This window comes from Mariniflexile maritimum (assembly GCF_009746565.1).
GTDB classification, from domain to species: Bacteria; Bacteroidota; Bacteroidia; order Flavobacteriales; family Flavobacteriaceae; genus Mariniflexile; species Mariniflexile maritimum.
Genome location: NZ_WRPN01000027.1, coordinates 1 through 2,534 on the forward strand (window position 1 = coordinate 1; position 2,534 = coordinate 2,534).

At 40.3% G+C, this 2,534-nt stretch carries 2 protein-coding genes; both read right to left on the reverse strand.

All coding sequences use genetic code 11. The features are described from left to right. Positions 1-90: 90 nt before the first annotated feature. Positions 91-822 carry an IS21-like element helper ATPase IstB gene (gene istB / locus GQO80_RS15610; RefSeq protein WP_157209288.1) on the reverse strand — a complete coding sequence of 244 codons (732 nt, stop codon included), beginning with the start codon at positions 820-822 and terminating at the stop codon, positions 91-93. Between the two features lie 17 nt (positions 823-839). Continuing rightward, positions 840-2,384, reverse strand: a complete 1,545-nt coding sequence (gene istA, locus GQO80_RS15615; RefSeq protein WP_157209289.1) for an IS21 family transposase — start codon at positions 2,382-2,384, stop codon at positions 840-842. Positions 2,385-2,534: the final 150 nt, after the last annotated feature.

Below are 2,534 nucleotides of genomic sequence, written 5' to 3' on the forward strand. Positions count from 1 at the left end.
TGGATAGGGCGGGCAAAGTGAACCACTTGCAGCGGATGAAAGTGAGCATAGCTAAGTAAGCGCTCAAAATCGATTCATTTGTGGTTAAATTTAGTATTTATTTTTCAATTTTTTACGCATGGACTCTCCTTTAATATCTATTCTATGTGCATTATGCACAAGGCGGTCTAAAATGGCATCTGCGATGGTTTGTTCCCCTATAATTTCATGCCATGCTTCCACGGGTAATTGGGAGGCTATAATGATACTGTGTTCGCCATGTCTATCTTCTATGATTTCCATAAAAGAATGTCTGTTTATGGCATCTAAAGCTTTAAGTCCGAAGTCATCAATAATAAGCAGGTCCTGTTTTTCTAGTTTATTGATTTGTTTTAGATAAGATCCATCAGCTTTTGAGGTTTTAAGCATGGTAAAAAGTTTGTTCGTGTTAAAATACATAACCTTATACCCTAATGAGCATGCTTGGTGACCAATGGCCGATGCCATATAGCTTTTGCCAGCACCCGTACTTCCAGTAACAAGTATATTCTGCTTGTGCTTTATAAAATCACAGCTGGCAAAGCGTTGGATTTGATTTTTATCTAATTCTCTAGAGGGGTCAAAATCTATAGCTTCCATAACGGCACTGTACCTAAAGCGCGCCGCTTTTGTTAACCGCTCTATTTTTCGATCTTGGCGGTCATCCCATTCACTCTGGATGAGATATGCTACAAGTTCATCACTGGTATAGTTTATACTTTGTGGCGATAAACTGCAGTCAAAAGCTCTATACATACCGTATAGCCTTAACTGTTTCATGTGTTCCAATGTCTGTTTGTTCATTGTTTTTTGGTTTTAATTTATTTGTAATAATGGCTTCCTCTAATGTTATTGTGGTTTGGAACCTCTGGTTGGTCTTCGATATCTTCATCTAAAGTGTCCCAGCCGTTTTTAAGGATGCGTTCTATAATGTTATAGTTATGCGCACCATAGTCCAATGCACGCTTGCAGGCATTGTCCAGCCGTGTATTGCCTACCTTTTTAGTGAGGTGCAATATGCCCAGACATGATTTATAGGATTGCTCTGGGTGTTGTTTCTTTTCCAATATATTAATGATCAGTGCCTTGCAATGGTCACCTATCTGCGCAGCCCAGGCAATGAACTTTTCACTGCTCCACTCGCTGATAAAGCGGTGGTGGGAAGGCATGTGCTCCTTTATGGTGCTATATCCATATTTTTGCTTGGTTCTTGGATGTACCGTAAGTAGTTCCTGCTGATGGTAAATCTCTACTGCGCTATCTGAGTAAACCACTTTGACGCGCTTGCCTATATGATGATAGGGCAAACTATAATAGTGTTTGTCCTTGCTAAAATAAATATGGCTGTTTTTATGGACTGTTGCATTGGCATAGCGCTTGATCTCATAGCGTTTGGCTGGCAATGGTTTAAGCTGATGTTTTTCGATCTCTTCGAACAACGAATAGCGGGAATATTCACGTCCCCTAAAAGACATGTTATTATGTGAGTGTAGTAGTTCTAATATAGCTTTGTTGAGTTCAGACTTGGCATGGAAGGTTTGGTTGCGTAATGGCGCAAATACACGTGTATATATGATGCGCACAGCGTTTTCAACTATGGCCTTATCTCTTGGTCTGTAGGCTCTGGTTGGAAGTACTGCTGTTTCATAATGCTCTGCAAAATCCACAAAGGTTTCATTCACTTTTGGTTCATAACGACTGCTTTTGGTAACTGCAGCCCTCAAGTTATCGGGCACTAAAGCTTGTGGCACACCTCCATAAAACCAAAGTGCGTTTTCTATACAAGCGATGAAGTCTTCTTTCTTTTGGCTCTCACAGGCCTCAACATAAGTGTATTGGCTACTGCCCAATACGCAGACAAAGACCTCCAAATCTTGTATCTCGCCTGTGTAGCGATCTACAATGGAAAGCTTCTTGCCAGTAAAATCAATGAAAAGTTTATCGCCAGCTTTATGTGTAAAATGCATTACCGGAGAGACTTCTTTGACCCATTCCCTGTACCAATACCTAAACTGGGAAAGTTTGTAGCCATCTGGATGTTTGGAAGCGTACTCTTGCCAGAGCAATTCTTTGGTTACGCCTGTTTTGCGCAGTTCTTTGTCAAAATAGGGAAAATACTTTTCTAGGGTCAATAACTGCCCACTCTTGCCTTTTTGGTCGGTTTTAAAAAGCCTGTTCAGCTCCTCAAGTGTCATGGCGGACACTTCGTAACTCGTCAGTTGGTACCGCTTAAAAAAATCTATATATTTAGTGATGGTATTGCGTGATAATCCTAACTGTAGGCTTATTTGACGCTTGCTGACTCCTTCACTGTAAAGTTTGAAAATCTGTTTTATTTTTCGCATATCTATTTGTTTGTTGGCCATAATATCTTTTTATAAAAGATATTTAAAGCTTTACAAATAGAATCGATTTTTAGTGGTTCACTTTCATCCGCTGTAGGTGGTTCACTTTCACCCGCCGCACTATGCTCACTTTAATCCGCTGTGGGTGGTATACTATGCCCGTTTTTTGCA

Excerpts from the sequence above, each read along its gene's own strand:
- istB (WP_157209288.1), bottom strand. The coding sequence starts at position 822 with ATGAACAAACAGACATTGGAACACATGAAACAGTTAAGGCTATACGGT.
- istA (WP_157209289.1), bottom strand. The coding sequence starts at position 2,384 with ATGGCCAACAAACAAATAGATATGCGAAAAATAAAACAGATTTTCAAA.